Source organism: Microbacterium sp., from assembly GCF_049661145.1.
Taxonomy (GTDB): Bacteria; Actinomycetota; Actinomycetes; order Actinomycetales; family Microbacteriaceae; genus Microbacterium.
On the sequence record NZ_JBASZT010000224.1, the window covers coordinates 1 to 2,931 of the forward strand.

The window sequence follows — 2,931 nt, forward strand, 5'->3', positions numbered from 1 at the left end:
GTCAGCTCGGCGCTGCGGCGCGCGGCGCGCACCTCGGGTGCAGCGGTCAAGAGGATCCGCGCGGGGGCGTCGGGTGCGACCACCGTCGTGATGTCCCGCCCCTCGACGACAACGCCCGGCCGGCGGGACTGGGCCACCAGCGCGCGGAACATCGCGTTCAGCTGTTCACGCACCGCCGTCACGCGCGCCACGCCGCTCACCGCGGTGGACACCCGCGGCTCGCGGATTGCGTCGGTGACATCGTCCGGGCCCACCCGCACCCAGTGATCGTCAGGGTCGAGCGAGATGGCGTACGGAAAGTCTGCCGCCGCGGCGATGACGGCGTCACGGTCGGCGGTGTCGGCATCCCGCGCCAGCACGTACCACGCGAGAGCACGGTAGGCAGCACCGGTGTCGAGATAGCCGAAACCCAGTTCGCGCGCGACCTGCCTGCACACGCTGGACTTGCCGGACCCGGCCGGTCCGTCGACGGCGATCGTCATCGGCTCGCCGTCCTTCCCGGGGCCGGTGTCGGTGGTTGGGGTCATGAGGGGATGCTCGCAATCTTCCAGCCCCGCGCAGCGAGGCCGTCCTCGGCGTGCCGCAGCGCGCTCGGGACGACGCTGATTTCGGCGAGACCGAACTGGGCTCCGGGCGAATGCTCCAGACGCAGGTCTTCGACGTTCACGCCGAGCTCGCCCAGTTCACTGAACAGGCGCCCGAGCTGACCGGGCGTATCGTCGACCATGACGACGAGGCTCTCGAACCTCCGGTTCTGCCCGTGCTTTCCGGGCAACCGTTCGACGCCGTCGTTGCCGCGCCGGATCGTGTCGGCGACGGCACGGCGGGCACCGGGAGCCTCGGGTGAGCGCAGCGCGTCGGCGACGGCACTGAGGTCCTGCGCGAGCGCGTCGAGCACGTCGACGACGGGGTCGGCATTGGCCCCGAGGATCTGCACCCACAGCTCCGGCGCCGACGCGGCGATGCGGGTCGTGTCGCGCACGCCCTGGCCGGCAAGGCGTAGCGACCCGTCGGGGGCGTCCACGAAGCGGCCGGCCAGCAGCGACGCCACCAGTTGCGGCACGTGCGAGACGAGCGCAACGGCGCGATCGTGCTCCTCGGGCGACATCTCGATCGGCGTCGCGCCGAGGTCGAGGGCGAGACCCTCGACGAGGGCGAGATCGGATGCCGGGGTCTCGCCGTCGCGGCAGACCACCCACGGCCGCCCGACGAAGATGTCCGCGCGCGCCGAGATGGCCCCGCCGCGCTCCCGGCCGGCCAGCGGGTGCGAGCCGATGTAGTGGGTGAGGTCGACGCCGCGCTCGCGCAGCGTGTGGAGCGGTTCGAGCTTGACGCTCGCGACATCCGTCACGACGGCACCGGGGTACGCGGCCAGTTCGCGCTCGACGACGTCGGCGACGACGTCGGGCGGTGTCGCGACGACGATCAGAGCGGGTCGGTCGGCATCGGCAGCGACGCGACCGGCGCCGTAGTCGACCGCGAGCCGCAGCTGCGCCGGCGACGCGTCGGCGAGAGCCACATCGACACCGAGCGCGCGCAGCGCGTGGCCGATGCTCGATCCCAGCAGCCCCGCTCCGACGATGCGCACGGTGCCCGAAGTGCGGGCCGCGCGCGGGCGCGCGTCGGCGGCGGTGGTGTCGGTCACGTCGTCACTCAGTCTTGGGGGGTGTCTTGGGGTGTCTTGGGGTCTTGCTCGAGAGCGGGGGTGCGGCGCGCGATCGTCAGCAGCGCGCCGCGTTCCACTGTAGTCAACTCGCGCGCCCGGCCCGCCGGGAGCGTCCCGAGGTGCAGCGGGCCGAACTGGCGCCGGACGAGTTCTGTGACGGGGTGCCCCACCTCGGCCATCATGCGCCGCACGATGCGATTGCGGCCCGAGTGGAGCGTCAGCTCGACGAGGCTGGAGCTCGCCCCGGCATCCCGCAGCCGCGCTCTGTCGGCGGCGATGGGACCGTCCTCGAGGTCGACGCCGCGCGTGAGGCGCGCGATCGTCTGCGGCGTCACACGGCCCGCCACCTTGGCGATGTACACCTTCGTCACGCCGAACGAGGGATGGGCGAGTACGTGTGCGAGGTCGCCGTCGTTGGTGAGGACGAGCAGTCCGCTGGTCTCGGCATCCAGCCTGCCGACGTTGTAGAGCCGCTCCGGCCACTCCCGCGTGAAGCGGCGCAGGTCGGGCCGGCCCTGCTCGTCCTTCATCGACGAGACGACGCCGGTCGGCTTGTTGAGCATGAGGTAGCGCTTGGTGGCGTCGAGCTGGATCGCCGTGCCGTCGACGTCCACGAGGTCGGATGCCGGGTCGATGCGCGTCCCGAGCTCGGTGACGACCCGGCCGTTGACGCGGACGCGCCCGTCGACGATGTACTGCTCGCAGACACGCCGCGACGCGACACCCGCGTTGGCGAGCACCTTCTGCAGGCGGATGCCGACGGCATCCTGCCCGGTCATCGCAACGCCTCCGCGTCGAAGCCGTCGAACCCGTCGGAGCCGTCGTCGAGGAGCGGCGAGATGTGCGGCAGCTCGTCGAGCGAGTTGATGCCGAGGTTCACGAGCAGCGCGTCGGTGGTGCCGTAGTTGATGGCACCGGTCTCGGGGTCGGTGAACAGCTCGGTGATGAGTCCTCGGGCGACGAGTGTGCGCACGACGGAGTCGACGTTGACGGCGCGGATCTGCGCGACCTGGCTGCGGGTGACGGGCTGCTTGTAGGCGATGACGGCGAGGGTCTCGAGCGCCGCCTGCGACAGCCGCGTCGGCGCCTGGGAGTTGACGTACTCCGAGACGAGGCCGTCGTGCTCCTCGCGCACGTACAGCCGCCAGCCACCGCCGACTTCGCGCAACTCGAACCCCCGGCGCGGGCCCCCGGTCTCGCCATCGTAGTCGGCGACGAGACCCTCGACGGCCTGGCGGACGGCCGGCACCGGCGCGCCGACGGCG

4 protein-coding genes are annotated in these 2,931 nt (G+C 72.0%); all 4 read right to left on the bottom strand.

Going from position 1 to position 2,931, the window contains the following annotated elements; translation table 11 throughout:
• Positions 1-527: (d)CMP kinase (gene cmk / locus WBP48_RS09580; protein WP_424439490.1), on the bottom strand; the 527-nt coding region annotated here is incomplete at its 3' end.
• A complete protein-coding gene (locus WBP48_RS09585; RefSeq protein ID WP_424439493.1) occupies positions 524-1,645 on the bottom strand; it encodes a prephenate dehydrogenase in 1,122 nt (373 codons plus the stop codon). The genes WBP48_RS09585 and cmk, both read right to left, overlap by 4 nt.
• A gap of 8 nt (positions 1,646-1,653) precedes the next feature.
• On the bottom strand, positions 1,654-2,445 hold the full coding sequence (locus WBP48_RS09590; protein ID WP_424439496.1) for a pseudouridine synthase: 792 nt from the start codon (positions 2,443-2,445) through the stop codon (positions 1,654-1,656).
• A partial coding sequence (gene scpB, locus WBP48_RS09595) for an SMC-Scp complex subunit ScpB (RefSeq protein ID WP_424439499.1) occupies positions 2,442-2,931 on the bottom strand: 490 nt, incomplete at its 5' end. The genes WBP48_RS09590 and scpB, both read right to left, overlap by 4 nt.

Coding starts and splice junctions, on each gene's coding strand:
- WBP48_RS09590 (WP_424439496.1), bottom strand. CDS start 2,445: ATGACCGGGCAGGATGCCGTCGGCATCCGCCTGCAGAAGGTGCTCGCC.